This window comes from Clostridium algidicarnis, assembly GCF_000703125.1.
Lineage (GTDB): Bacteria > Bacillota > Clostridia > Clostridiales > Clostridiaceae > Clostridium_L > Clostridium_L algidicarnis.
Map to the genome: position 1 here is coordinate 389,140 of NZ_JNLN01000001.1, position 26,331 is coordinate 415,470.

The window sequence follows — 26,331 nt, forward strand, 5'->3', positions numbered from 1 at the left end:
TTGGTAGAAACATTCCATACGGGGGTGTGCCTTTGGTCTTTGTGCTAAAGGCTTTTTTCTTTTTTGATTTCATAGTAAATCTCTATTAAAAACCTTAAAATCTCTTGGTCATCCTCTTCTAATCTTCCATATTTTTTTACAAGCTTTGCTAGTCTAAATATTTCTAGAGCAAATTTGTCTTCAAGTCTATAATCCGCTTTAATAGACACAGTAGGAGAAGTTAATGAACTTATTATATAATCTTGCTTGCTAAGGCCACTTATTTCTACCTTTCTATCTAATAACTCAGCTTCTTCCTCCGTTGCTCTAAAGGAGATTATTTTATTTCTCTTTCTTTTAACTTGTTTTTTTATTTCCTTACTCATCTTCATCCTCCAATAATTTTTCCCACTCATCATCTAAGTTGCTTTTTCTTATAGTAGATAGGGAGTTAGCCATATCATTTTGTTTGCTTGGGAATAAATGAGCATATCTATAGGTTATATCGATGGATTCATGGCCTAATCTATCTGCTATAGCTATTGCCGAATATCCTAATTCAATTAATAAAGATACATGGGAATGCCTTAAATCATGAACTCTAATCCTTTTAACCCCAGCTTTATTACTCCCTCTGGTCATTTCATGGTGTAGATAAGACTTAGTAATTGGAAATAATAATTGATCCCTCTTTAGCTTGTATATACCAGCCATATATTTTTCCATTTCTTCTGCCAAAAAGTCTGGCATAACAACTATTCTAATACTTTTCTTAGTCTTAGGCTCTGTAATAACATTTTCACCATCAATTCTTTGTAGAGATTGGTTTATTCTAATAGTATTGTTAGTAAAATCAAATTTTTCCTTGGTTAAAGCCAGCAATTCTCCTGTTCTTAGTCCACACCAATACAAAATTTGAAAAGCATGGAAAGATAAAGGTTTGTCTTTAACTTCCTCTATAAATTTGTCATACTCTTTTTCAGTCCAGAACTTCATCTCAGAAGCTTCCTTTTCTCCAATAGATCCAACATCCCTTGCTACATTAGATTTTAGATTATAATATTTACAAGCATGATTTAGGACACTACTTAATTGAGCATGTATTGTTCTTAAGTAGGTCTGGGAATATTTTTTGCCTTTATCATCCTCCTCTTTCATTAAGATATTTTGCCATTTAACTATTGTCATTTTAGTAATTTCATTAACTTGAAGATCTCCTATATAGGGAATAACCTTTGTCCTTATTATTTGTTCCTTAGTTCTCCAAGTATTTTCTCTTAATCTTGGTCGCATATCTTTCCCATATACTTGAAAAAATTCAGCAAATGTCATATCAAGATTTCCAGCTTGCTCTCTTAAAAAATCTTCTTCCCATTTTAAGGCTTCTTTTTTTGTTTTAAATCCTCTTTTCTTTTTATTAATTTTTTCACCTCTCCAATTGGTGTAGGTGAATTTGACAAACCAGGTCCCATTTCCACTTTCATCCTTATATGCTCCCACTGCTAAGCCTCCTTTCTTACTTGGTAACAATACTTGTCCAAGAAATATTGTCTATTGATTTTACCTCTTTGAACCCTATAGCCTAGTTCAACTAGTTCTCCATTCATTTCATTTATTATTTGATAGGCTGTAGTTCTGCTAACTTCTAAAAAATCCTGAACTTCTTTTGCGTTCATAAAAATCTTATTCATTTTTTTTCTTCCCCCTTATGTTTTTATTTATAAGCTTCTCATCAATGAATAAATGACGAGCATCAATTTGGTTTCCTTATAATTAAATAGCACAATTTCGTGCTATTTAATTATATATTATCAGCACGTTTTCGTGTTGTCAAGATTTATTTATTATAATTAAAATTTATTTCTTGTATTACAATGGGTTTGCTTGATTTTGTAATAGTTCACTTTTGTTGCTATTGATGATGTTTTATGATAGAATAAATAAAAATACTTTTTAAAGGAGTTCCAAATGATTTCAGGTGAAAAGCTAAAAAAGTTAAGATTACTTAGAGAATTGACACAGAAGGAATTAGCTATAAAATCAGGACTTACAGATTCTGCTATAAGGAATTATGAATTGGGTTATAGATCTCCCAATAAGGATCAATTAATAAAGATAGCAGAGGCTTTAGCTTGTGATGTATCTGCCCTAATTGACCATACTCCTATTTCAAATTTTGAATTTATGCAGATTCTTTTTGATTATGAAGAGGATTTAAAAATCAGACCCCTAGTAGAAGATTCTACAATAGGGCTGCTTTCACATGATATGAATTTAAATGATTTTCTAACTGAATGGGATGAGATGAGAAAAAAACACTATAACGGAGAAGTTACAGATGAAGAATTTGAGGATTGGAAATTATCATATCCTAAAAAGTCTAGATTAAAAAGATAATTATCATAATATAAGTATAAAAAGATTTAGGTCTGACTGATTGCCACCAGTTTGGAAATGGCTCAATAATAAATACATAATTCAGCCTTAACCCCATCGAATTCGATGGGGTTAGAATATTTCATTAGCAAATTCCAAAGTCAAGTTTTAACCGTCTCGAATTCGACACCGTTAGAATTTATCTAAACTTAAAAAATAAATGCACACCAAAAAACACCATAGATTCTTTTAACAAGATCTCTATGGTGTTTCTATTTGTAAGCCACTTGGCATTATTTATTAAATTATTCTAAAAAACTTTTTTACCCAATTTCGTTCCAGTTGATGCTTTTTAATCTCTGTAAGCATTGGTTTTATAATCTTTTATGTTTATTTCTAATTACTCCCACTCAATAGTTGAAGGTGGCTTTGATGTTATATCATAGACTATTCTATTAACGTCTTTCACTTCATTAACTATTCTTCTAGAGATTTTATCTAGTACTTCGTAGGGAATTCTACTCCAATCTGAGGTCATACCATCAGAAGAGTTTACTGCTCTTAAAGCTATTGTATGACAATAAGTTCTCTCATCACCCATAACTCCTACTGATTGTATATTAGGAAGGCATGCAAAGTACTGCCATATGGTCTCTTCAAGTCCAGCGTTTGAAATTTCTTCTCTCATTATAGAATCCGCTTCTCTAACTATGCTTAACTTTTCTTCTGTAACTTCTCCTAATACTCTTATAGCAAGTCCTGGACCTGGGAAAGGCTGTCTCCAAACAAGTTTATGTGGTATTCCAAGTTCCTCACCTACAGCTCTAACTTCATCTTTAAACAATTCTCTTAGAGGTTCTATAAGTTTAAAGTTCATATCTTCTGGAAGTCCCCCTACATTGTGATGACTCTTTATTACAGCAGAGGTATCCGTACCGCTTTCTACTACATCTGGGTATATAGTACCTTGAACTAAGAAGTCTATTTCACCTAGTTTATTTGCTTCTTCTTCAAATATTCTAATGAATTCTTCTCCAATTATCTTTCTTTTCTTTTCAGGTTCTGAAACAGATTTAAGTTTTGAAAGAAATCTATCTTTCGCATTTACCCTTATTATATTTAAATCAAATTCTTCTTTAAATACCTTTTCTACCATGTCACCTTCATCTTTTCTAAGTAAACCATGGTCTACAAATATACAGGTTAATTGCTTACCTACAGCTTTATGAATCAAAAGTGCTGCTACAGAAGAATCTACCCCTCCTGATAATGCACATATAAGTTTTTTATCTCCTACTATGCTTTTTATTTCTTTTATCTTTTCTTCTGCAAATGAAGCCATAGTCCAGCTTTTTTCTAACTTACATATTTTATATAAAAAGTTTTCTATCATTAATCTTCCAGCCGGTGTATGTTCTACTTCTGGATGAAATTGAACTCCATATAATGCCTTTTCTGAATTTTCTATAGCTCCTACAGGACATTTTGGAGTTGTAGCTATTATTTCAAATCCTTTTGGCTTTTTAGTTATGAAATCCGTATGACTCATCCAACATTGTTCTTTTTCACTAACACCTTTAAATAACAAACTATTATTATCTATATTTATATCAGTTTTCCCATATTCTCTTCCTGTAGATGCCTTAACTTCTCCACCAAGTACGTGAGCCATAAGCTGAGCTCCATAACAAATACCTAGTATAGGCACTCCTATATTAAATATTTCTTCACTAATAGTTGGTGAATTATCACCATAAACACTATTAGGTCCACCTGTAAAAATCATACCTTTAGGTGACTTTTCTTTTATCTTTTCTATGCTGTAAGTATAAGGAATAATCTCACAATATATACCACATTCTCTAACTCTTCTAGCTATTAATTGACTATACTGACCACCAAAATCTATTACTAAAACTAAATCTTTATTCATGCAATCCTCCTAAATTAATATATAATTTTAAGCCATATACTTTTAATTCTATACATTTTTAATGATTTACGCTATAATTTGGAGCTTCTTTTGTAATATTTATATCATGTGGGTGACTTTCTCTAAATCCTGCTGAGGTTTGAACTACAAAAGTTGAAGTATTATATAAATCAACTAAAGTCTTTGATCCTAAATATCCCATGCCGGAACGTATTCCACCTATTAGTTGATATATAGTTTCGCATACATATCCTTTGTATGGTACTCTTCCTTCAACACCTTCTGGTACAAGCTTCTTATTTCCTTCTTGGAAGTATCTATCTCTGCTTCCAGCTGCCATTGCGCCTAAAGATCCCATTCCTCTATAAACCTTGTAAGTTCTTCCTTGATATATCTCAGTTCCACCAGGTGATTCTTCGCATCCTGCAAATAAAGAACCCATCATACATGCCTTTGCCCCTGCTGATAAAGCTTTTACTATATCTCCTGAATACTTTATACCACCATCAGCTATTACAGAGACCCCATGTTTTTCTGCCTCTTCAACACAATCCATAACAGCTGTAAGTTGCGGAACTCCAACTCCTGCTACTATTCTAGTAGTACATATAGACCCAGGTCCTATCCCTACCTTTATGCAATCTGCTCCTGCTTCTATTAAGTCTTTTGTAGCTTCTGCTGTAGCTACATTCCCTGCTATAATTTCTAAATCATTATATAAACTCTTTATTTTTTTAACCCCTTCTAAAACTCCCTTGGAATGACCATGAGCTGTATCAAGAGTTATAATATCTACACCTGCTTTAACTAGAGCATCTACTCTTTCTATCATATCATTAGTAACACCTACTGCAGCACCACATAATAATCTACCTTGACTATCTTTAGCTGCATTTGGAAATTTTATTGATTTTTCAATATCCTTAATTGTTATAAGCCCTTTAAGATTAAAGTTTTCATCTACTAATGGAAGCTTTTCTATCTTATTTGTCTTAAGTAGATTTTTAGCTTCTTCCATACTAGTTCCTTCTGGTGCTGTAATTAAATTTTCTTTTGTCATAACATCTTTTATTTTTTTACTAAAATCATATTCAAATATGATATCTCTATTAGTTATTATACCTACAAGCTTGCCTTCTATAGTAATAGGAACTCCCGATATTCTATATTTAGCCATTAACTTGTCTGCATCCTCTATAGTATGTTCAGGTGACAAATAAAAGGGATCTTTTATTACTCCATTTTCCTGTCTTTTTACTCTATCTACTTCACTTGCCTGTTGCTCAATTGTCATATTTTTGTGTATGATTCCAATTCCGCCTTCACGAGCTATAGCAATTGCCATCTTTGATTCTGTTACAGTATCCATACCTGCACTTATTAAAGGTATGTTAAGTTTTATCTTTTTAGTAAGATTAGTACTTAGTTCTACATCTCTAGGTAATATTTCAGATTTATTAGGTACTAAAAGCACATCATCAAACGTATACGCTGTTTTTAATATTTTAGCCAAAACAATCATCCTTCCTTTATTTGTATTCTTTTAAGATATTATTGCAAGAATTTTAAATTGAAATAATCAAACTAGTATTCCCATCAAGTGATTCTTAGACACAGGTGGAGTTTGCTTATAAGGAACACCTCTCTCCATCTGTGCCTTAGAAGAACTTATCCAGGGGCGTAGCAACAGTTATCCCTCACCTTGAAGAGTATAGGGGTGTTACGGATGGTAGCCATCGGATAAATAAACAAAAACATACCAATTCTCACTTTACTCTAAGTGAAAATTAATATGTCTTTAAAAGATATATTAATCCCCACTCATAGTCGAATATTTTTGGTATTCGGTAGATACTCCCAACCTTATTTTGGGTATATATGAGTTGAATATATTCCTGCATAATTTTATAAATTTGAATTTAAAACTTCTTTATTTAAATATTTGTTAGTATTATACTTCAAGAAAGATGTTAATGCAATAGGAATTCAGGCTAATTTTGAAAAACATCTAAAAAAGCTACTCAATTTTTATTTTGAATAGCTTTAAATAGACTTTATTAGGTTTTTCTCTTCTCTATTTACTTTTTATAATTAAATTACTCGCTAGCACCAACATCATCAGTTGGATAAATCACCTCTTTGTCAATCATAATTACTATATTCTCATCAGTTTTAGATATAATAAAATTTCCTTCCTTTGCTTTTGGTTTTGGTATAACTTGAATATGTTCTTTTAGTTTGCTATTTTCAATTGAAAGTACACCTTCTTTGAAATCAGTATCTTTAATTTCATCATTTGCAATACAAGTATTAACTACATTATATATAGTTCTAGCATTAGCTAAATCTGTTTTTATCTTAGCATCCTTTGTAACATTAGAAAACTTTGGTACGATTAATGTTGCTAAGATACCTATAATTGATATAACTATTAAAAGCTCTATTAATGTAAACCCCTTCTTTTTTTTAGTTGTTCTAGAAAATCTTTTCACTTTATTTATCTCCTTTAATTTTATTAGGTATACTACTAAAGTTTCATCATTAATGCTTTATATTAAGAAGTGTACAATATCATATACCTAGCTATAATTCTTAACTCAATTCATATAGCTTATTCATAATTTTTAACTATTTTTAAATAAATTAAAATACCTCTTTAATATATACTCCATATATTAAAGAGGTATTTTATTTATACTATATTATTTATACTATATTATTTGATAAAAAAAAGATGTTTTGGCAATGCAAAACATCTTTTAATATTAAGTTTTTGTTTATTTTAGTACATTCCGTCCATTCCCATACCTGCTCCTGGCATTGGTTGTGGGTTTGCTTCTGGTATATCACTAATTGCTGCTTCTGTAGTTAAGAATATTGATGCTACTGATGCTGCATTTTGAAGTGCAGATCTTGTAACCTTAGTTGGATCTACTATTCCAGCTTTAATCATGTTTACATATTCACCTTTTAAAGCATCATATCCTATACCAGCTTCACTATTTCTTATTTTTTCAAGTATAACAGAGCCTTCTACTCCAGCATTTATAGCTATTTGTCTCATTGGCTCTTCTAAAGCTCTAGCTACTATGTTAATTCCAACTTGAATATCTGTATCTTCTGTAGTTAATTTATTTACTTCTCCTAAAACATTAACGTAAGATACTCCACCACCTGAAACAATACCTTCTTCTACTGCTGCCTTAGTTGCTGCTAAAGCATCTTCGATTCTAAGCTTTCTTTCTTTTAATTCAGTTTCAGTAGCTGCTCCTACCTTTATAACTGCAACTCCGCCTGAAAGTTTAGCTAATCTTTCTTGGAATTTTTCTTTATCGAATTCTGATGTTGTTTCTTCTAATTGAGCTTTTATTTGGTTTACTCTATCTTTTATACTCTTTGAATCACCTTTACCATTTACAATAGTAGTGTTTTCTTTAGAAATCCTTACACTTTCAGCTCTTCCAAGCATTTCAAGTGTAGCATCTTTTAAGTCTTTTCCAAGTTCTTCTGATATAACTTCTCCACCTGTTAATATTGCTATATCTTCAAGCATTTCTTTTCTTCTATCTCCAAAACCCGGTGCCTTAACTCCAACACAAGTAAATGTTCCTCTTAGTTTATTTACAACTAATGTAGCCATTGCCTCTCCTTCAATATCTTCTGATATTATAAGAAGTTTCTTACCTTGTTGAACTATTTGTTCAAGCACTGGTAGTATCTCTTGAATGTTAGTTATCTTTTTGTCTGTTAAAAGTATATATGGATCCTCTAAAACAGCTTCCATCTTTTCTGTGTCTGTTACCATATAAGGGCTTACATAGCCTCTATCGAATTGCATACCTTCAACTACATCAAGTTCAGTTCCCATAGATCTTGATTCTTCTACAGTGATAACACCTTCGTTTCCTACCTTTTCCATAGCATCTGCTATAAGTTTTCCTATTTCCTCATCTGCAGCTGATATTGCAGCAACTCTAGCTATATCTTCTTTTCCTTCTACTGGTCTTGAAGCCTTTTTAATTTCTTCTACTGATTTATCTACAGCAAGCTTAATGCCTTTTCTTACAAGCATTGGGTTTGCTCCTGCTGTAACATTTCTTAATCCTTCTCTTATTATAGCTTGAGCAAGAAGTGTTGCTGTAGTAGTTCCGTCTCCTGCTACATCATTAGTTTTAGTTGCAACTTCTTTAACTAATTGTGCTCCCATGTTTTCATATTGATCTTCAAGTTCTATTTCTCTTGCTATAGTAACTCCGTCATTTGTAATTAAAGGAGCTCCAAATTTTTTATCTAAAACTACGTTTCTTCCCTTAGGTCCTAATGTAACTTTAACAGTGTCAGCTAAAATATCTACACCTCTTTGCATAGATCTTCTTGCATCTTCACCGAATATTATATTTTTAGCCATTTATATTCACCCTCCTGAAATAATATTATGATTCTCCTATGTGTTACTATTCAACAATAGCTAATATATCATCTTGTTTTAAAATAGTGTACTCTTCTGCATCAAGTTTAACTTCTGTACCTGCATACTTAGAGAATAATACCTTATCTCCAACCTTTACTTCCATCTTAATATCTTTTCCCTCTACATATCCACCAGGTCCTACTGCTACTACTGTTGCTTCTTGAGGTCTTTCTTTTGCTGTACCTGTTAAAACTATTCCGCTTTTAGTTTTTTCTTCTGCTTCTAATCTCTTTATTACTACCCTGTCTCCAAGTGGTCTAATATTCATTTAAACCCCTCCTTAATGTATTTATTTTTATTTTATATAAATTAATTGATTACCTTATTGTTAGCACTCTATTTGAATGAGTGCTAATACAATTCTTATAATAAAGAATAATCAACATAAATTCAAATTTACTTAAATATCTAATATCCTTAATATTTGCATTAATATGCGAATTACTCCCTCTTAGTAGCTATTACACAAGATTTCTTCCATTTTGTAATTTAAGTTGTTTTATATTGCTATTTTTATATTATAATAGAATCTATATATTATAATATAATCCGTATATAACTATATATTCTCCTTTTAATTAATATTCAAATAATCAAATTTTATGATAGGAGCGCTTAATATGAACAAACTAAATAAATTAATTTCATTATTATGTGGTATAGCCTTAGCCGTATTTTTATTAACTTCTAGTACAATATTTGCTTTAAATTTTAAAACCTTATATAAAATTGATACAACTAGATTAAATATTCCTTTAGAGGCTAATATAAGTAAGGAAGCTACCATAAAAAATTATACTATACTTATCGATTATCTTAACCCTCTTAATAATGATGATTTGATTTTTGAAGACTTTTTTATGTCCCATGAGGGAAGAGAACACTTCGTCGATGTAAAAAATATATTTAATATCATAACTTATGTTTCTCTTTTCACCTTTATATTATCCCTAATCTTTATAGCTCACCTTTCAAGGCTAAGAAACTTTTCTTTTCTAAAATATTCTTATTTTATGTTAATATTAATTCCTTTAACATTGGCTATACCTTTTATAATAAACTTCGATAAATCTTTTGTAACATTTCATGAAATATTCTTTTCAAATGATTATTGGTTATTTGACCCTATAAAAGATCCTATTATAAATATCTTACCTCAGGAATTCTTTTTTCATGAGTCTATGCTTATATTATCGCTTTTAGTAGTATGTTCAATAATTCTTATATTCTTACATAAAAAGCTAAACAAAAACAAAATTTAAAAATTCGTAGTTTAGAAAGATAAATTTATCTTTCTAAATTTATCTTTCTAAATTTATCTTTTCAAATTCTTTTAATCTATCATTTTCAATTACAGACTTTTTACTAGCTTCGTTACTAAATTTAATAAATAGGCCCTTTGACTTCATTGGTGGTAATAGCGTTGCAGGGCCTCCAGTGCATCCACCCTCACACATCATACCTTCAATAAAGTTACCACCAAGTCTTCCAACCTTCGCCATAGTCATGGCCTTTTTAATTTCAATAGCACCACTTACCCTCACAGGTTTAAAATCTACCTTTATATTGCTATCTTTTATAAAGTTCTCAATAGCTGCTGTAAGTCCTCCACCATTTGCAAATCCTCTTCCAAATATAGACGCCTCATCAATTGCTTGCTCTTCACAATTTTCAGGGTCTACACTAAATGCATCCATAATTGCTGCTATTTCTTCAAATGTTAACACATAATCTACATCACCTTTTAATTCATCTCTTGTAGCCTCACTCTTTTTAGCCACACAAGGCCCTACAAATATTACCTTTGCTAAATTATCTTTTGATTTAATAAATCTAGCTGTAGCTATCATAGGAGATACAGTTGTTGAAACTCTTTCTATTTCATCTGGAAACTTTTTTTCTATAAAATTCATAAATCCTGGGCAACAGGAATTAGTCATATACTTATGGCCTTTTTCCATTCTTTCCACAAACTCTTTGCCTTCATGAACTGTTACAGCATCTGCTCCACAAGCCGCTTCAAATATATCTTTAAACCCGACCTTTTTAAAGGCATCTCTAACTTTCCCCATAGTTACTTTAGGTCCAAACTGTCCCGCAATAGCTGGAGCTACCACTGCATAAATATTAGAATCTTCTTTTGATAATTCCTGAACTACAGGAACTATATAGCTCTTATCTGATATTGCCCCAAAAGGACATGCAGATATACAACTTCCACAATTTATACAATGTTCTTCTTCTATTATAGCTCGTCTATCTTCCTCTCTTACTTCTAAAGCCCCCGTAGGACAAGATACCTTGCAAGGTCGCATAACTTCGGATATAGCATCATAAGGACATGCTTTTTTACACAATCCACATTCCTTACACAATTCTTGATTTATATAAGCTTTACCAGCCACTCTAATCATTGCATTAGCTGGACAGACCTCCATACATTTGTGAGCTATGCACCCTCTACAGGCTTCTGTTACATTATATTTATTTATAGGGCACCTATCACAGGCAGCTTCTATTATATATACTATTTGCTTTTTATCTTTAATATCAATAAATTCGATTTTAGGATGATCACCATCTGGAAGACATCCCATAGCCAATTTAACTCTCTCATTTAATATAGATCTTTCCTTATGAACACAACATCTATAAGTAGGGGTATTTCCACTAATAATTTTATATGGTATACTTTTTAAATTTTCATCATCAAGCTTATCTTCAATAGCTAATACAGCAACATCTTTTAAAACTTCATGCTTTAATCTTTTTAATTGAGTTTCAAAATGGAACATAATATACACCTCTTTAAAATAAATACTTGTACTATCTTAAATATTTTAAAATTAGTACAGTTAGAAACGCTATCAGTAAACAATTTCATTTCTATTATATCAGATTTACATTAAAATAGTATCAACCTTTTTGATGTTTTTACGTTATTATTATCTTTTTAAACCTTGATTAAATCAAATTAAAGGTAGGATATATAAACCTTTTTTATATTTCCTACCTTTAATAAATAAGTATAATCATATTAAAATTATTTGTTCACTAATATAATCAAATTTATGTTCATTGCAAGTTACGTAACATTTTAGCTAAGCAGTAATTTACTTTCTACATTTTAATACTATTTTCTCTTGCATAATAAAATAAATATTGTTGTGCAAATCCTGAAAGTTCATTAAATCTGTCTTTCCCAAATTCTCGTATTTTCTTTAAGGAAACATCTGGTGCTAAATAAAAATGTTGCATAGCTCTTTTAACCCATACATCCACCGGAAAAGCTGAATACTTTTGCATAGAAAATAGCATTATGCAATCTGCAACTTTAGGACCTATTCCCGAAAAGTTTTGAAGGCTTAAATGGCAAGTATCATCATCACAGCTTTTAATATAATGTAAATCATACTTTCTTGCATCTTCTATTTCTGCTTCATCCACTATGCCTTCATTCTTTATCTTTTCACATAAGACTTTAGCGTTATAAATTTTGTCTACAGAATCCTTTATATATTTTGCTCTAAATCCAACACTACAACCACCAATATCCTCTAATGAAACCCCTTGTAAATCTTCTATTCTAGGAAATGCATAATATGTCTTTCCTTTATATTCAATAGGCTTTCCCCACTTACTGCTTATATTGTTTATAGCCCTTTTTATCATAGGTATTCTGTTGTTGGCAGATATTATAAAAGATATAGTAAGTTCAAAAGGTTCTTGCCGAAGTATCCTTATTCCATCACCAAAATTCACAGCTCTTTTTAGTAAAGGATCTTTGCTAAGTTCTAGCTTTATGTCCTTATAATCTCTTTGAAGATCAAAGTACTCTTCCCAAATATTTTTAAATTCCTCTTCTGTAGTATTATATATAAGTACATCTTCATCTCTTTTTTCTAATTCTATAACCCTCTCAAAAGCAACTCCTATATAATTTCCATTTTCTTCTCTATCCCATCTGAAGCATTGACCACAATCAAATATGTGTATAAGATTAAAATTTTTAACTTTTTTTATAATTATCCCCTTATCAAAACTTTCAATATTTTTATAATCCATAGCTTTTCTCCTTTAACTATTTCCTTTATATTTTGAAAATAACAGTTCAAGGTATGACATATCTCTTAATACGTCTTAATTTCTCTAATAAATATTATTATAAGATAACTCTATTCTAAAATCAAATATAGAGTTATTAAATTCCAGTTTTTTCAGAATTATAGTCTACTCTCTTTAGTGTATAATCAATAATAGACTATCATATTAAAAAAGTTTTGCTTTTAGAGATAATTAATACAAATAAGGAAGACAAAAGAGCCTTTTAATGTACTTTTATACATATTAAAAGGCTCTCATTATATAGCTCTATTATTTGCTTAAAAATTCATCTATGGATGCTGCTGCCTTCTTACCGGCTCCCATAGCAAGTATTACTGTAGCTGCTCCTGTTACAGCATCTCCACCAGCATATACTTTTTCTCTTGTTGTAAGTCCTGTTTCTTCTTCTGTAACAATACATTTTCTCTTATTTATTTCAAGACCTTTTGTAGTTGAAGGAATCAATGGATTTGGTGATGTTCCAAGTGACATTATAACTGTATCTAATTCTATAACAAATTCTGATCCTTCAATTTCAACAGGTTTTCTTCTTCCTGATGCGTCAGCTTCTCCAAGCTCCATTCTTACACATTTCATTCCAGTAACCCAGCCCTTATCATCTGTAAGTATTTCTACTGGATTTGTTAATAGGTCAAATACAACCCCTTCTTCTTTAGCATGATGAACTTCTTCTGCTCTTGCTGGAAGTTCGGATTCTGATCTTCTATATACTATGTGTGACTCTGCACCTAATCTTAATGCAGTTCTAGCAGCGTCCATAGCAACATTTCCTCCACCTACTACTGCAACTCTGTCTCCAACTCTTATAGGTGTAGAATACCCTTCTTTAAATGCTTTCATTAAGTTGTTTCTAGTTAAGAATTCATTAGCAGAACATACTCCATTAGCATTTTCTCCTGGTATTCCCATAAACTTTGGAAGACCTGCTCCAGATCCTATAAAGACAGCATCAAAGTCTTCTTCTTCGAATAACTGGTCTATAGTTACGGTTCTTCCAACTATTACGTTAGTTTCTATCTTAACACCTAACTTCTTAACATTTTCTATTTCATGTTTAACTACTGTATCTTTTGGAAGTCTAAATTCTGGTATTCCATATACCAAAACCCCACCTGGCTGATGTAGTGCTTCAAAAATAGTTACATCATAACCTTTTTTAGCAAGTTCTCCAGCGCAAGTAAGTCCTGCAGGACCACTTCCTACTACAGCTACCTTTTTACCATTTTTAGAATCAACCTTTGAAAGGTCAATGTTATTTTCTCTTGACCAGTCTGCTACGAATCTTTCAAGTTTACCAATAGCAACAGCTTCTCCTTTTATTCCTAATATACATTTGCCTTCACATTGTACTTCTTGAGGACATACTCTACCACAGACTGCTGGAAGGGCACTAGATCTAGCTATAACTCTTGCTGCTTCTTCAAATTCACCGTTTTTTACACACTGAATAAATTCTGGTATTTCAATTGTTACTGGGCATTGAGTTACGCATTGAGGTTTTTTGCAATTCAAGCATCTGGAAGCTTCTTCCATAGCTTCTTCTTTTGTATATCCTAAACAAACTTCTTCAAAATTAGTAGCTCTTATTTTTGGATCTTGTTCTGATATTGGAGTTCTTTTCATTCTATCCATTATTTATCACCTCCGCAGCCACAACCACCACCATGATGTGTGTCGCCCTCTTCTTTCTTTAATACTTTTCTTCCTTCTTCTGTTTTATACATAGTTTGTCTTCTCATTGCTTCATCAAAGTTAACTAAGTGTCCATCAAATTCAGGTCCATCTACACAAGCAAATTTAACTTCATTTCCAACAGTTACTCTACAAGCACCACACATGCCTGTACCATCAACCATTATAGGATTTAAACTAACAACTGTTGGTATATCTAATTCTTTAGTAAGCATTACAACGAACTTCATCATTATCATAGGTCCTATTGCAACTACTAAGTCATAATGTTTTCCTTGATTATTTACTAAGTCTTTAAGACATTCAGTAACTAGTCCTTTAAATCCATAAGATCCATCATCTGTGGCTACATATAAATTTCCTGCTACAGATTTAAGCTCGTCTTCTAGTATTAAAAGATCTTTAGTTTTTGTTCCAACGATTACATCTGCATCTATGCCTCTTTTCTTTAACCATTTAACTTGTGGATAAACAGGTGCTGTTCCAACTCCACCAGCAATAAACATTATCTTTTTCTTTTTTAGTTCTTCTATATCTTCATGAACCATTTCAGACGGTCTTCCAAGTGGTCCTACAAAATCGGTAAAATATTGTCCTTCTTCATAGTTTGCCATTATCTTTGTTGATTCACCAAGTGTTTGAAATACGATAGAAACCGTTCCCATTTCCCTGTCATAATCACATATTGTAAGCGGTATTCTTTCACCTTTTTCATCCATCTTAACTATAACAAATTGTCCTGGCTGACATGATTTAGCAACTCTAGGTGCCTCTATGTCCATTAAATAAATATTAGATGCTAAGGCTCTTTTCTTAACTATTTTGTACATATTCATTCCCCCATGTTAAATTTTCTACATCATGCTTAATTTCCATATACATTATAACATATAAAAATAAAATTTCAGTATTAATAAATAATAAACTATAAATATATTTTTAATGTTCAAAATAATGAGGTTTTCTTATATTTTTAAATTAAAGAAAACCTCCACTTTTATATTAATTAAACAAGTAACTCCATAAAGGACTAAAAATTAACTTTATCTCCATAATAAATACAAGTAAATAACTTTTCCATTTCTTCTTCGCTTATCTCTCTTGGATTGGATCCTGTACAAGCATCTAAAATTGCATTGGCAGATACTCTTTTTACATTAGCTTTAAAGTCTTCTTCCTTTACTCCATATTCTTTTAAAGTCTTAGGTATTCCCATGGCTTTATTCATTTCTTTTATCATTTCAATTAATGAAGCTATAAGCTCTTCTTCATTATTTCCTTCAAGTGCTAAATTTCTAGCTATTTCAGCATATCTGTCTCCACAGGCCTTTTTATTGAATTGAATTACATAAGGAAGGTATATTGCATTGGCACAACCATGTGGAACGTGGAATACTGCACCTGTTTTATGAGCCATACTATGAGTTATTCCAAGCAGTGCATTACTAAATGCCATACCAGCTAAACATTGCGCTATATGCATCTCTTCTCTTGCTGTTTTATCTCCATTATAAGAGTTAAATAAATGTTTCTTTATCATTGTTATGGATTGCATTGCAAGCGGATCTGAAAAAGCCGATCTTAAAGATGCAACGTAAGCTTCTATAGCATGAGTTAAAGCATCCATTCCTGTGTAAGCTGTCAAAACTTTTGGCATAGTTTCAGCAAGACTTGAATCTACTATAGCTATATCTGGAGTTAAATTAAAATCTGCTAATGGATATTTTATTCCTAATTTATAATCAGTTATAACTGAAAAAGCTGTAACTTCTGTAGCTGTACCACTAGTTGATGGTATTGCCACAAATCTTGCTTTATTTCTTAATTCAGGTACTGTAAATGGATCTTTCACATCATCAAAGGTTGTTTCTGGGTGCTCATAAAATATCCACATAGCTTTAGCTGCATCTATAGGTGATCCTCCACCAATAGCTACTATTAAATCTGGTTCAAAGGACCTCATTGTTTCTGCACCCTTCATTACTGTTTCTACAGATGGGTCCGGTTCTACCCCTTCAATTCTCTTTGTTTCTATTCCAGCCTCTTTTAAATAGCTTTCTACCTTATCTAAAAACCCAAACTTTTGCATTGAACTTCCGCCGGTTACTATAATAGCCTTTTTACCTTTTAATGTTTTCAATACTTCCATAGACCCTTCTCCAAAGTATATGTCTCTTGGTAATGTAAATCTATTCATGCTTCATACCTCCCGAATTTATTCATATATTTATTTTATAATAATAACAACTATGGCATTTGCGGTTAAAAGTTTAACAATAATTTCATTATCATAGTTAAACTTTTAACTATTGGTTGCCTTATTACTGTCCATATATTTATTATAACACTTATTCACAATTTATCAACTACAATTAAACATGTATAATGTGCCATTTGATAACAGTTTACCTAAAATAACTTGTTCCATAATAGAGCAATATTTTATCACAGAACAAGTTAAATTATTAACCTTACTTAAGTAAAATAAATACAGCTAATATCATAACCATAGCTGTTAAGATACTTTTTTTCTTATAGTCTTCCCATTTTTCACTTTTAATCATAGCATTAGTTTCTATTAAGTAATCTATTGTTATAAATAAAAATACCATCAATGGATACCTTATACTATTAGTTGGAAGTTTAGCTTTATATCCTACATAGATAAATAAAAAAGCTACAATAAAATCTGATATTGGATCTGACTTTATATACTTTTTAAATTCTTCTCCCTTAAGTTCGTATGCTTTATACCTATCTATATTCATAAAATACAAAAGTTTATTATAATAATCTTTATTTATAAGCTGAAGTGCACCTTTTAAAATATAAAATAATCCTAATATGTAAAGAGAAATTCTAAAATTCCATATAGATATTATAGCTAACACAAGACCTAGCATAACAGATGTTATAAATCCTTTAAAACTCATTTCATATTCCCCCAATGTGATATTTTTTATCTTGTAATTTTTAATCTAATCTTATTTTATCATAGTATAGTTTAACTTAGAAACTATATTAAATTTTTTATGTATTTTTAACTTTTATATCCTAATTAACTAAAATGATATTCAAAAAAGACGGCCCATAGGCCGTCTTTAAATACATCTTTTAAATGTTATTTACTATAGTCGTATAACCCTTTTCCAGTTTTTCTTCCAAGCCAGCCTGCTCTTACATATTTTCTAAGTAAGCTATGTGCTCTATATTTGCTATCCCCTGTCTCTTTATATAAAACATCCATTATTGCAAGACATACATCAAGTCCTATAAGATCTCCTAATGCCAAAGGTCCCATTGGATGATTAGCTCCAAGCATCATTGATTTATCTATATCCTCTGCACTTGCTATATCTTCTGCAAATATTCCAATTGCTTCATTTATCATAGGTATTAATATTCTGTTTACTACAAATCCCGGAGCTTCCGCAACCTCTACTGGGTCTTTTCCGATAGATATAGAAACTTCCTTTATAGCATTGAAAGTTTCTTCTGATGTAGCCATTCCTTTTATTATCTCCACAAGTTTCATTATAGTTGCAGGATTAAAGAAATGCATTCCTATAACTTTATCTGGCCTATTTGTAGCTGATGCTACCTCTGTAATGGATAAAGATGATGTATTAGAAGCAAGTATAGTTTCTTTCTTACATATCTTATCTAACTCTTTAAATATTTGTTTTTTAATCTCCATGTTTTCTATAGCAGCTTCAACTACTAAGTCACAATCTTCAGCAAGATTCATATCTGTAGTTCCTGAGATTCTTGAAAGTATAGTTTCTTTATCATCTTCTGTTATTTTACCTTTAGTAACAAGCTTTGTAAGATTCTTATTTATGCCAGCAATACCTTTTTCAACAAATTCGTCCTTTATATCTCTTACTATGACTTCATATCCTTTTTGAGCAAAAGCTTGAACTATACCAGCTCCCATAGTTCCTGCACCAAGTACAAATATTTTTTCCATATAAAAACCCTCCTATATTGAATTTGCTTAGCTAAATTATATATTTAGCTAAGCTTATTTTAGATTATTCTTGCATAGTTTTAAACTGTGATATCATCTCTGGAATTACCTTATTAAAGTCTCCAACTATTGCATAATCTGCAAGTTTCATTATTGGAGCACTTTCATCTTTATTTATAGCTATTATTATATCACTTTCTTGCATTCCAGCTAAATGCTGAATTGCTCCTGATATACCACAAGCTATATAAATATTAGGTCTAACAGTTTTTCCTGTTTGTCCAACTTGGTAATCTTTATCTAACCAGTTTTTCTCAATAGCTGCACGAGAAGCTGCAACTGTTCCTCCCATTGTTTCAGCAAGCTCTTTTAGAAGATTAAAGCTTTCCTTATCTCCAACTCCTCTGCCACCAGCTACTAAAACTTTAGCCTCTGTTATATCTTCTATTTCTTTATGAATCTTTTTAACATCTATAATCTTTGTTCTTATATCTTCTTGTTTTAAATTAGCCTCTATTTTAACTATATTTTTTTCTCTACTTTCATCTTTAATGAGCTTTGCAAACACCCCTGGTCTTATAGTTGCCATTTGAGGTCTATGGTCTGCACACTCAATTGTAGCCATAAGATTTCCGCCAAACGCAGGTCTTGTCATTAATAAGTGCTTTGTTTCTTCATCTATATCCAAAGCTGTGCAATCTGCTGTAAGTCCTGTATTTAATCTAGCAGCTACTCTTGGTCCTAGATCTCTCCCTACAAAGGTAGCACCTATAAATAATACTTCTGGTTTGTATTTATCTACAAGTTCACATATAACTTTCGTATACCCATCTGTAGTATAATCATTTAACAATTCACTTTCTACCTGTAAAACTTCATCTGCACCATAAGCTATAAGAGTTTTTGACAATTCACCTACATTATTACCTAAAAGTAAAGAGGTTAATTTCACACCTAGCTTATCAGCCATTTCTCTCCCCTTAGCTATAAGCTCTAATGAAATCTTTTGAAGCTTTCCATCTCTTTGTTCTGCAAAAACCCAAACGCCCTTATAATCAGCTATATTCATTTATAAATCCCTCCTAAATTTCCTAAGTGTAGATTTAAATATAATGTTTTTCCCTTAGTTTTGAAAATACGTGTTCAACTGCTTCTTTTGCAGGTTTATTTACTATCTCCCCTTGTCCCTTTGCTTCTTTAGTTATAGACTTTTTAACCTTTGTAGGTGATCCAGCAAGTCCCAGTTGGGATTTATCAACATCTATATCTTCTGCTGTCCAAATTTTAATTTCTTTGTTTTTAGATTCATAAATATAATTCGCATGCATATATCTTGGTTCATTTAATTCCTTTATAGCAGTAAGTAAAACTGGAGTTTTCACTTCAATTATTTCATAACCATCTTCTAAAGCTCTATTTACTTTTAATACATTTCCTTCTGCTACTACTTCTTGTACATAAGTAATTTGAGGAATATTTAAATGCTCAGCTATTTCTGGTCCAACTTGCGCTGTATCTCCATCTATAGCTTGCCTTCCTGCAAATATTATATCATAATCAATTTTTTTCAAAGCTCCAGCAAGTGCTTTTGATGTAGCTAATGTATCAGCTCCTGCAAAAGCTCTATCTGTTATAAGTATAGCCTCATCTGCTCCCATGGATAATGCTTCTTTTAATGCATTTTTTGCTTGAGGTGGTCCCATGCTTATAACCGTTACCTTTGCACCATACTTATCTTTTAAAACTAAAGATTCTTCTAAAGCATTTTTATCTTCTGGATTTATTATAGATGGAACTCCTTCTCTTATAAGAGTTCCTGTCTTAGCATCAATTCTTACCGCTGTAGTATCTGGTACCTGTTTTAAACAAACAACTATATTCATCTATGTAGCCCCCTCCTATTTCAATGCATTTCCTGCAATAACCATTTTTTGTACTTCTGAAGTTCCTTCATATATTTCTGTTATTTTAGCATCTCTCATCATTCTTTCTACTGGATACTCTCTTGTATAACCATATCCACCAAATAATTGAACTGCCTTAGTTGTAACTTCCATAGCTACTTCTGATGCAAATAATTTTGCTCTTGCAGCTTCTACTGAAAATGGAAGTCCTTGATCTTTTAAAAATGCAGCATTATAAACTAGATATCTTGCCGCCTCTACCTTAGTATCCATTTCAGCAACCATCCATTGTAGTCCTTGGAAAGCACTAATAGGTTTCCCGAATTGTTTTCTTTCCTTCATATACTTAACACTTTCCTCTAATGCACCTTCCGCTATACCTAAAGCTTGAGCTGCAACTCCTATTCTTCCTCCATCGAGAGTCTTCATTGCAATTCCAAAACCCTTTCCTTCTTGTCCTACTAGGTTTTCCTTTGGAACTATGCAATTTTGCATTACAAGTTCTGTAGTAGATGAGGCTCTTATGCCCATCTTATTTTCAAGTTTTCCTATAGAGAATCCTTCGAAATCCTTTTCAACTATAAATGCTGATATCCCTCTAGTTCCCTTGCTTCTATCAGTCATGGCAAATATTACAAATACATCTGCAACTCCACCATTAGTTATAAATATCTTTGTTCCATTTAAAACATAATGATCTCCATCTAAAACTGCTATGGTTTGTTGACCTGCTGCATCTGTACCTGCACCAGGTTCAGTAAGTCCAAATGCACCTAACTTATCGCCATTTATTAGGGATGGAAGATATTTTTCTCTTTGCATCTCATTACCATATTGGTATATTAAAGATTCACATAAAGAAACATGAGCAGATAATATTATCCCTGTAGTACCACAAGCTTTAGATATTTCTTCTACTGCTAATATATAAGCTAAAGTATCACCCTCAGCTCCACCGTATTTTTTTGGAAAAGGTATTCCCATAAGGCCATATTTACCCATAAGCTTTGCGTTTTCCATTGGAAACTCTTCAGTTTCATCAATTTCACCCGCTATAGGTTTTACTTTTTCTTCTGCAAATTGTCTTGCCATTTGTCTAACTAATTGTTGTTCCTCTGATAATGCAAAATTCATTTATTTTACCTCCTTAAAAGTACATATTAAATTAAGGTTTTATTTATTTTTAAAGTTTTTATCTCTTCTTTCTACAAAAGCTGCCATTCCTTCTTTTTGATCTTCAGTAGAAAAACATTGTCCAAAGGTTTCTGCTTCATACATAAGTGCTGTATCTATATCACATTGCATACCTCTGTTAATAGCTACTTTAGATAGCTTAACAGCTATAGGCGCATTGGCTGCTATAGTATTTGCCATTAATTTAGCTTCTTCCATTAACTTTTCCACTTCAACTACTTTGTTTACAAGCCCAATTCTTAAAGCTTCATCTGCTTTTACCATTCTACTTGTAAATATTATTTCTTTTGCCATTCCAATTCCAACATGTCTTGCAAGCCTTTGAGTACCACCAAAACCTGGTGTTATTCCAAGCCCTACTTCAGGTTGTCCAAACTTAGCCTTCTCTGTGGCTATTCTTATATCACAAGCCATTGCAAGTTCACATCCGCCACCTAGTGCAAAGCCATTTATAGCTGCTATCACTGGTTTTTCAAGATTTTCTATTCTTCTAAAAACCCTGTTTCCGAGTATAGAAAAACCTCTTCCTTCCATGGTATTTAAATCCTTCATTTCTGTTATATCAGCCCCCGCAATAAATGCTTTATCCCCTGCTCCAGTTATAATTACTGAATAAATTTCTTGGTCATTTTCTAAAGTATCAACTAAAGTATCTAATTCTTTCAATGTTTCTGAATTCAAAGCATTCAATGCCTTGGGTCTATTAATTGTTACGATGGCAATATTGCCTTCTTTTTCAAGGATAACATTCTTTAATTCCATGATAATCCTCCCTTTTACTTTCTATAATTTACTTATTGAAAATTATAGAAATTAATGTGCTATTCTCAATTTCCTAATAAGCCATTGTTAATTATCTAACAAGTAGACATAAAAAATAATTGAAGCTCGCACTTCAATTATAATTATAACTCGAATAAGAATTTATTTCAATGATAAATCAAATGATTTTGAATTATTTCATTATTCTATTTCCATTTCCTTTTCATTTTCTTTTTCATGAATGAGATATGTAAGAGTTAATAAGCTTTCACTAAGATGAACATTTTCTACAACTGTGTCCTCTGGTACTACAAGGTCTACTGGTGCAAAGTTCCAAATCCCCTTTACTCCGTTATTAACAAGTATGTCACATACTTTTTGAGCGTTTACCGCTGGTACACATATTATTCCTATATTTATAGTATTTGACTTAATGTATTGTTCTAATTTATCTATATCGTCTATAGCTATATCTCTTATTTTTATTCCTGAAAGCTTAGGATTAGCATCAAATATAGCTTCTAATTTAAAACCTAACTTTTCGAATCTATTATAATTTGCTATAGCCTGACCTATATTACCTGCACCTACTATAACTGTTTTATACTCATTTGATAATCCTACTATTTCACTTATTTGAGCATATAATTCTCTTACATTGTATCCATATCCTTGTTGACCAAAGTCTCCAAAACAATTTAGATCCTGCCTTATTTGTGAAGCAGTAAATCCTATCTTCTCACTTAATTCTTTTGATGATATCCTGTCTACATCGTTTCTAAGTAATTCACTAAGATATCTATGATATTTTGGTAATCTTTTTATTACCGCCATAGAAATACTCCTTTTTTTATCCATGATTACACCTCTTTAACTAAATTTAATAACTTATACTAAGTTACAACGTTTTTAATAATAATTATATAAATATCTTCTAATTCCTTTGCATTATAATTACAGAGATAAATAAAATTATTATTTTTGTGAAAATATATTCTATAATAAATCAAATTCAAACTCAAATATACTTAACTCTAATAAATTTAAATTAATAGATACAACTTCAAATAAGCTTATACCTACAATCTATAAGATAAAACAAAGAAAAATAAAGTAAAATTTATTGTGAATAATTAAATTTAATATAATATACACCAAGTATTCTATCACAAGTTACCTTGTGATTACACAAAAAAATATAATAATTTATAATTTACTTGCTATTATACATGTTTTTACATTGAAAATATATAGTTTTGCTTATACTTTCGTAATTTCATTGCTTATATTATTAAATATACCTGCAAATTCTTAACAAATTGTTATAATACTTATTATTTATTTAATAAATTACTTATAAAACACATTTTGTAGATTAATACTTTATATAATTATTGACCAATGTTTATTAATATATGCAAAATTATATTATAGTTATTAGTTAATGATATAATATAATTAAATTTATACAAATAATAATTTTGAAAGGTTTCATGATATTTATGGATAAAAATACCGAAAAAACTATTTGGATAATATTGTACTTTTCTTTCACATTAATATTTTTATTGTTGCTTTACTCATCTAATGAAAATAGAGTTATAATTGGATTTTTATCTTCCCTTTTAATAATTTCTGTTAGCATAAGATTATCTATCCTTTATCCAAACCCTAGTAAAAAGTATATAGGTAAATTTTTAATCTTTGTTGATTTAACAGTAGTCTATTTAATCTTTGCAGCTGATACATCTGGTATATCAATTTTATATACCATAATAATTATTATGGATTCTATATTTTTTCACAGCTACACTTTTAGCTTTTTAATTATTGTACTTGGGTATCTCTCTTTTATAATAAACAAAATATCCACTCCATCTTTATACACAAATTTAGGCAATATTTCATTATCCTCTGTAATAGCTTTACTAGGATTTGTTTTTTTATCAAGCATACTCTACTTTTTAAAGGAGCAAATAATTCAAAGATCTAAGCTATCTAATTCAATGAATGAAATAGAAGAAAAAAATATAAAGCTTGAAAAGGCCTATTCTAAATTAAAAGAACACTCAGAAGCTCTCGAAGAAATGGCTGCTTTAAAAGAACGAAATAGAATTTCAAGAGAATTACATGATACAGTTGGTCACACTCTTACTACTGTACTCGTTGAAATTGAAGCTGGTAAAAGGCTTTTAATTAAAGATAAACCTGGAGGACTTGATAAAATCACCTTAGCACAAGAGCAAGTTAGAAAGGGCCTTAAGGATATTAGATCATCAGTTACCATGATGAAAGAAGGCAAAGATTTAATTGAGTTTATCCCCTCTTTAAAGTTAATATTAGAGGACACTAAACTTCATACAGACGTTAAAATACAATATGATATATCATTAAGCAAAAACATACCTAAGACCTACGAAAAGATAATCTATAATAGTCTTTTAGAGGGTATCACAAATGGAATTAAACATGGTAATGCTAAAGAGTTTATATTTAAGCTTTATGATAGTGATGGAAATATCTTCTTTTACTTAGAAGATAAAGGCTTAGGCTCCGAAAATATTATACTAGGTTTTGGTCTTACAAATATGAAAGAATCAGTGGAATCTGTAAATGGAGAGTTTAATCTAAAATATTTAAAGGAAAAAGGTTTCATAATAGAATTTATATTAAAGGAGGACTTGAATTTATGATAAAGGTTTTAATTGCAGATGATCAAACTCTTATGCGGGATGGTCTTAAGACTATTTTAGATCTAGAAGAGGATATTGAAGTAATCGCTACTGCTGAAAATGGTGAAATAGCCTTTCAAAAGTCTATTGAATTAACCCCTGATGTTATCTTAATGGATATAAGAATGCCTATAATGAATGGCGTAGATAGCGTTAAAAAAATAAAGTCTATTTTACCAAAAGTAGCTGTAATTATGCTTACTACCTTTGATGATGATGAATATATAATAGAGGCTCTATCTAATGGTGCATCAGGATATCTCTTAAAGGATATGCCTGCTGAAAAGTTGATTGAAGCTATAAGAGATAGTTTAAAGGGTCAACTATTTATTCCTACAAATATAGCAGCAAAGCTTATATCTAGATTATATGAAAAAGAAGCTTCCAAAAATACTTTAAAAAGAGATTTATCTCTTTCAGAAAGAGAGCTTCAGGTGTCTTCCCTTTTAATCGAAGGCTATAATAACAAGCAAATTTCTTCAAAGCTATTTATTTCAGAGGGTACGGTTAAAAACTATATAAGCAATATTTATAGCAAAATAGGAATTAGTGATAGAACAAAAGCTGCCTTATTTTTAAAGGCAAATCTTTAAAGTTTAGGAGAATAATTAATGAAAAAGAATATCTTTTTTGCTATAACCTTATTATTAACCGGTGTATTAATGTTTCTTAGAAATATTGGAATTATTAAAAATAACATTTCATTTTTTATAGTTGGTTTTGGTCTTATGGCGGCCTATATTCTTATGGGGTATTATACTAAACATAAAAATATATTGATCTTAATACCATCTTTAATTCTTATTTCTTTAGCTTTATTAGAATTTATTTTAAATAATTATAACGTATATAACATAGACTATAGCCTTTTCTTATATCTACTGGGGCTTTGTTGTGTATTAGTTTACATTATACACATAAGAAAACAAAACTTTAAATCTTTTAAAAAAAGGTATTGGATTATATATTTAGCAATATTATTTATAACTCTTTCCACAATTTATAAATTTAAATTTACTAATATATATTTAATGTTAAGGTATCTTTGGCCTTTTATACTTTTATCTATAGGTATTTTTATACTTATTGGAGATTACAAAGAAAAAGTTTCTAAATCAAGTGATTCTTAGACTCAGGTGGTGTTTGCTTATAAGGATACATCTCCCCATCAAAGGCTAGAATAACTTATAAAG

25 protein-coding genes and 1 riboswitch are annotated in these 26,331 nt (G+C 30.8%); of the genes, 5 read left to right on the forward strand and 20 right to left on the reverse strand.

From position 1 onward, the window contains the following. Positions 1–44: 44 nt before the first annotated feature. Genes BV55_RS0101935 through BV55_RS0101945 form a run of 3 tightly spaced genes read right to left on the reverse strand, consistent with a single transcriptional unit; the run spans position 45 to position 1,670 of the window. Positions 45–365 carry a plasmid mobilization protein gene (locus BV55_RS0101935; RefSeq protein WP_242850835.1) on the reverse strand — a complete coding sequence of 107 codons (321 nt, stop codon included), beginning with the start codon at positions 363–365 and terminating at the stop codon, positions 45–47. Beyond that, positions 358–1,479: a tyrosine-type recombinase/integrase gene (locus tag BV55_RS0101940; protein ID WP_029451036.1), complete on the reverse strand. Its 1,122-nt coding sequence runs from the start codon at positions 1,477–1,479 to the stop codon at positions 358–360. The genes BV55_RS0101935 and BV55_RS0101940 overlap by 8 nt, the downstream gene beginning before the upstream one ends. Before the next feature lie 2 nt (positions 1,480–1,481). Next, positions 1,482–1,670: a hypothetical protein gene (locus BV55_RS0101945; RefSeq protein WP_029451037.1), complete on the reverse strand. Its 189-nt coding sequence runs from the start codon at positions 1,668–1,670 to the stop codon at positions 1,482–1,484. Between the two features lie 277 nt (positions 1,671–1,947). Between BV55_RS0101945 and BV55_RS0101950 the strand changes: the two genes are divergently transcribed. Beyond that, complete coding sequence (locus BV55_RS0101950; protein WP_029451039.1) at positions 1,948–2,376, forward strand: helix-turn-helix domain-containing protein; 429 nt, start codon at positions 1,948–1,950, stop codon at positions 2,374–2,376. A 379-nt stretch (positions 2,377–2,755) separates the two neighbouring features. On the opposite strand, the gene guaA is transcribed toward BV55_RS0101950, so the two are convergent. From guaA to groES, 5 genes are all read right to left on the reverse strand, one after another. Beyond that, positions 2,756–4,288 (reverse strand): glutamine-hydrolyzing GMP synthase, encoded by a 1,533-nt coding sequence (gene guaA / locus BV55_RS0101955; protein WP_029451041.1) that lies wholly within the window; start codon positions 4,286–4,288, stop codon positions 2,756–2,758. Between the two features lie 58 nt (positions 4,289–4,346). Next, the gene (gene guaB / locus BV55_RS0101960) at positions 4,347–5,801 is read right to left on the reverse strand and encodes an IMP dehydrogenase (RefSeq protein ID WP_029451042.1); all 1,455 of its coding nucleotides are present in this window, start codon (positions 5,799–5,801) and stop codon (positions 4,347–4,349) included. A 291-nt stretch (positions 5,802–6,092) separates the two neighbouring features. Continuing rightward, positions 6,093–6,190, reverse strand: a riboswitch (purine riboswitch). Between the two features lie 194 nt (positions 6,191–6,384). After that, positions 6,385–6,780: a type II secretion system protein gene (locus BV55_RS15860; RefSeq protein WP_051652369.1), complete on the reverse strand. Its 396-nt coding sequence runs from the start codon at positions 6,778–6,780 to the stop codon at positions 6,385–6,387. A 290-nt stretch (positions 6,781–7,070) separates the two neighbouring features. Beyond that, positions 7,071–8,696, reverse strand: coding sequence for a chaperonin GroEL (groL, locus tag BV55_RS0101970; RefSeq protein WP_029451045.1), 1,626 nt, complete (start codon positions 8,694–8,696; stop codon positions 7,071–7,073). A 46-nt stretch (positions 8,697–8,742) separates the two neighbouring features. Continuing rightward, positions 8,743–9,027, reverse strand: a complete 285-nt coding sequence (groES, locus tag BV55_RS0101975) for a co-chaperone GroES (RefSeq protein WP_029451046.1) — start codon at positions 9,025–9,027, stop codon at positions 8,743–8,745. 352 nt (positions 9,028–9,379) lie between these two features. Between groES and BV55_RS0101980 the strand changes: the two genes are divergently transcribed. Continuing rightward, positions 9,380–10,021: a TIGR01906 family membrane protein gene (locus BV55_RS0101980; RefSeq protein WP_029451047.1), complete on the forward strand. Its 642-nt coding sequence runs from the start codon at positions 9,380–9,382 to the stop codon at positions 10,019–10,021. A gap of 39 nt (positions 10,022–10,060) precedes the next feature. Here BV55_RS0101980 and BV55_RS0101985 read toward each other — a convergent pair whose 3' ends face one another. From BV55_RS0101985 to BV55_RS0102040, 12 genes are all read right to left on the reverse strand, one after another. Further along, entirely contained in the window at positions 10,061–11,554 is a 1,494-nt protein-coding gene (locus tag BV55_RS0101985) for a 4Fe-4S dicluster domain-containing protein (RefSeq protein ID WP_029451048.1), read from the reverse strand. A 325-nt stretch (positions 11,555–11,879) separates the two neighbouring features. Continuing rightward, a complete protein-coding gene (locus BV55_RS0101990; protein WP_029451049.1) occupies positions 11,880–12,824 on the reverse strand; it encodes a DNA-3-methyladenine glycosylase family protein in 945 nt (314 codons plus the stop codon). Positions 12,825–13,133: 309 nt separating this feature from the next. Next, complete coding sequence (gene gltA, locus BV55_RS0101995; protein ID WP_029451051.1) at positions 13,134–14,516, reverse strand: NADPH-dependent glutamate synthase; 1,383 nt, start codon at positions 14,514–14,516, stop codon at positions 13,134–13,136. Further along, a complete protein-coding gene (locus BV55_RS0102000; protein WP_029451052.1) occupies positions 14,516–15,406 on the reverse strand; it encodes a sulfide/dihydroorotate dehydrogenase-like FAD/NAD-binding protein in 891 nt (296 codons plus the stop codon). The genes gltA and BV55_RS0102000 overlap by 1 nt, the downstream gene beginning before the upstream one ends. A 200-nt stretch (positions 15,407–15,606) precedes the next feature. Further along, the gene (locus BV55_RS0102005; RefSeq protein WP_029451053.1) at positions 15,607–16,773 is read right to left on the reverse strand and encodes an iron-containing alcohol dehydrogenase; all 1,167 of its coding nucleotides are present in this window, start codon (positions 16,771–16,773) and stop codon (positions 15,607–15,609) included. A 274-nt stretch (positions 16,774–17,047) separates the two neighbouring features. Continuing rightward, a complete protein-coding gene (locus tag BV55_RS0102010; protein WP_029451054.1) occupies positions 17,048–17,509 on the reverse strand; it encodes a hypothetical protein in 462 nt (153 codons plus the stop codon). 188 nt (positions 17,510–17,697) lie between these two features. Then, complete coding sequence (locus BV55_RS0102015; protein WP_029451055.1) at positions 17,698–18,546, reverse strand: 3-hydroxybutyryl-CoA dehydrogenase; 849 nt, start codon at positions 18,544–18,546, stop codon at positions 17,698–17,700. Positions 18,547–18,610: 64 nt separating this feature from the next. Further along, on the reverse strand, positions 18,611–19,615 hold the full coding sequence (locus tag BV55_RS0102020; protein WP_029451056.1) for an electron transfer flavoprotein subunit alpha/FixB family protein: 1,005 nt from the start codon (positions 19,613–19,615) through the stop codon (positions 18,611–18,613). 34 nt (positions 19,616–19,649) lie between these two features. Further along, positions 19,650–20,429, reverse strand: coding sequence for an electron transfer flavoprotein subunit beta/FixA family protein (locus tag BV55_RS0102025; RefSeq protein WP_029451057.1), 780 nt, complete (start codon positions 20,427–20,429; stop codon positions 19,650–19,652). Between the two features lie 15 nt (positions 20,430–20,444). Next, on the reverse strand, positions 20,445–21,584 hold the full coding sequence (locus BV55_RS0102030; RefSeq protein ID WP_029451058.1) for an acyl-CoA dehydrogenase: 1,140 nt from the start codon (positions 21,582–21,584) through the stop codon (positions 20,445–20,447). A gap of 39 nt (positions 21,585–21,623) precedes the next feature. Then, a complete protein-coding gene (locus BV55_RS0102035; protein WP_029451059.1) occupies positions 21,624–22,406 on the reverse strand; it encodes a short-chain-enoyl-CoA hydratase in 783 nt (260 codons plus the stop codon). A 201-nt stretch (positions 22,407–22,607) separates the two neighbouring features. Further along, a complete protein-coding gene (locus BV55_RS0102040; protein WP_029451060.1) occupies positions 22,608–23,264 on the reverse strand; it encodes a redox-sensing transcriptional repressor Rex in 657 nt (218 codons plus the stop codon). 644 nt (positions 23,265–23,908) lie between these two features. Between BV55_RS0102040 and BV55_RS0102045 the strand changes: the two genes are divergently transcribed. The 3 genes from BV55_RS0102045 to BV55_RS0102055 are packed head-to-tail and all read left to right on the forward strand — an operon-like array spanning position 23,909 to position 26,268. Further along, complete coding sequence (locus BV55_RS0102045; protein WP_198023175.1) at positions 23,909–25,099, forward strand: sensor histidine kinase; 1,191 nt, start codon at positions 23,909–23,911, stop codon at positions 25,097–25,099. Beyond that, a complete protein-coding gene (locus tag BV55_RS0102050) occupies positions 25,096–25,731 on the forward strand; it encodes a response regulator transcription factor (protein ID WP_029451062.1) in 636 nt (211 codons plus the stop codon). The genes BV55_RS0102045 and BV55_RS0102050 overlap by 4 nt, the downstream gene beginning before the upstream one ends. An 18-nt stretch (positions 25,732–25,749) precedes the next feature. After that, positions 25,750–26,268 (forward strand): hypothetical protein, encoded by a 519-nt coding sequence (locus tag BV55_RS0102055; RefSeq protein WP_029451063.1) that lies wholly within the window; start codon positions 25,750–25,752, stop codon positions 26,266–26,268. Positions 26,269–26,331 lie beyond the last annotated feature (63 nt).

Coding starts and splice junctions, on each gene's coding strand:
- BV55_RS0102025 (WP_029451057.1), bottom strand. CDS start 20,429: ATGAATATAGTTGTTTGTTTAAAACAGGTACCAGATACTACAGCGGTA.
- BV55_RS0101945 (WP_029451037.1), bottom strand. CDS start 1,670: ATGAATAAGATTTTTATGAACGCAAAAGAAGTTCAGGATTTTTTAGAA.
- BV55_RS0102015 (WP_029451055.1), bottom strand. CDS start 18,546: ATGGAAAAAATATTTGTACTTGGTGCAGGAACTATGGGAGCTGGTATA.
- BV55_RS0102045 (WP_198023175.1), top strand. CDS start 23,909: ATGGATAAAAATACCGAAAAAACTATTTGGATAATATTGTACTTTTCT.
- BV55_RS0102020 (WP_029451056.1), bottom strand. CDS start 19,615: ATGAATATAGCTGATTATAAGGGCGTTTGGGTTTTTGCAGAACAAAGA.
- BV55_RS0102050 (WP_029451062.1), top strand. CDS start 25,096: ATGATAAAGGTTTTAATTGCAGATGATCAAACTCTTATGCGGGATGGT.
- BV55_RS0102000 (WP_029451052.1), bottom strand. CDS start 15,406: ATGTACAAAATAGTTAAGAAAAGAGCCTTAGCATCTAATATTTATTTA.
- BV55_RS0101985 (WP_029451048.1), bottom strand. CDS start 11,554: ATGTTCCATTTTGAAACTCAATTAAAAAGATTAAAGCATGAAGTTTTA.
- BV55_RS0102030 (WP_029451058.1), bottom strand. CDS start 21,584: ATGAATTTTGCATTATCAGAGGAACAACAATTAGTTAGACAAATGGCA.
- BV55_RS0102005 (WP_029451053.1), bottom strand. CDS start 16,773: ATGAATAGATTTACATTACCAAGAGACATATACTTTGGAGAAGGGTCT.
- BV55_RS0102035 (WP_029451059.1), bottom strand. CDS start 22,406: ATGGAATTAAAGAATGTTATCCTTGAAAAAGAAGGCAATATTGCCATC.
- BV55_RS0102055 (WP_029451063.1), top strand. CDS start 25,750: ATGAAAAAGAATATCTTTTTTGCTATAACCTTATTATTAACCGGTGTA.
- BV55_RS0102010 (WP_029451054.1), bottom strand. CDS start 17,509: ATGAGTTTTAAAGGATTTATAACATCTGTTATGCTAGGTCTTGTGTTA.
- BV55_RS0101990 (WP_029451049.1), bottom strand. CDS start 12,824: ATGGATTATAAAAATATTGAAAGTTTTGATAAGGGGATAATTATAAAA.
- BV55_RS0102040 (WP_029451060.1), bottom strand. CDS start 23,264: ATGGATAAAAAAAGGAGTATTTCTATGGCGGTAATAAAAAGATTACCA.
- gltA (WP_029451051.1), bottom strand. CDS start 14,516: ATGGATAGAATGAAAAGAACTCCAATATCAGAACAAGATCCAAAAATA.
- groL (WP_029451045.1), bottom strand. CDS start 8,696: ATGGCTAAAAATATAATATTCGGTGAAGATGCAAGAAGATCTATGCAA.
- BV55_RS0101935 (WP_242850835.1), bottom strand. CDS start 365: ATGAGTAAGGAAATAAAAAAACAAGTTAAAAGAAAGAGAAATAAAATA.
- BV55_RS0101950 (WP_029451039.1), top strand. CDS start 1,948: ATGATTTCAGGTGAAAAGCTAAAAAAGTTAAGATTACTTAGAGAATTG.
- guaA (WP_029451041.1), bottom strand. CDS start 4,288: ATGAATAAAGATTTAGTTTTAGTAATAGATTTTGGTGGTCAGTATAGT.
- BV55_RS0101980 (WP_029451047.1), top strand. CDS start 9,380: ATGAACAAACTAAATAAATTAATTTCATTATTATGTGGTATAGCCTTA.
- groES (WP_029451046.1), bottom strand. CDS start 9,027: ATGAATATTAGACCACTTGGAGACAGGGTAGTAATAAAGAGATTAGAA.